Origin of the sequence: Xanthomonas sp. SHU 166 (assembly GCF_000364685.1) — a bacterium.
Taxonomy (GTDB): domain Bacteria; phylum Pseudomonadota; class Gammaproteobacteria; order Xanthomonadales; family Xanthomonadaceae; genus Xanthomonas_A; species Xanthomonas_A sontii.
Genome location: NZ_AQOJ01000215.1, coordinates 1 through 782, shown reverse-complemented (window position 1 = coordinate 782; position 782 = coordinate 1). Strand labels below are relative to the sequence as shown.

The window sequence follows — 782 nt, the reverse complement described above, 5'->3', positions numbered from 1 at the left end:
CCCCCGGTTTTGAGTAGCAGGGCGATTTGGAGTCCAATCCCCAACGAGACGGAGATTGGACGTGAAGAAGCGCTTTTCCGAAGAGCAGATCATCGGCTTCCTGCGTGAGGCCGAAGCCGGCGTGGCGGTGAAGGACCTGTGCCGGCGGCACGGATTCAGCGAGGCCTCCTACTACCTGTGGCGCAGCAAGTTCGGCGGCATGAGCGTGCCGGAGGCCAAGCGGCTCAAGGAGCTGGAGGCGGAGAACACGCGGCTGAAGAAGCTGCTGGCCGAGCAGTTGTTCGAGAACGACGTTATCAAGGACGCCCTGCGAAAAAAGTGGTGACCGCACCGGCGCGCAGGATGCTGGTGCGGCAGCTGATGGAGCGCGGGCTCACGGAGCGTCGGGCGCTGGTCGTGGTGCGGATGAGCGCCAGCGCGCTGCGCTACGTCCCGCGTCCGGATCGCAACGTCGAGCTGCGCGAGCGGATCCTGGCGCTGGCGCAGCGGCACAAGCGCTACGGCGTCGGGATGATCTATCTGAAGCTGCGGCAGGAGCAGTGGCCGGTGAACTACAAGCGGGTGGAACGGCTGTATCAAGAGGCCAGGTTGCAGGTGCGCCGGCGCAAGCGGAAGAAGGTGCTGCTGGGCGAGCGCCAGCGGTTGCTTCGGCCTGAAGCCGCTAACCAGGTCTGGTCGATGGACTTCGTGTTCGACCGCACCGCCGAGGGCCGGGTGCTCAAGGCCCTGACCATCGTCGACGATGCCACGCACGAGGCGGTGGCGATCGAGGTGGAGCGGGC

Annotated in this window: 1 pseudogene; it reads left to right on the top strand. The window is 65.9% G+C overall.

Annotated features, from left to right (window positions below):
* Window positions 1-61: 61 nt before the first annotated feature.
* Window positions 62-782, top strand: a pseudogene (locus D180_RS23250) (transposase); the annotation flags it as partial.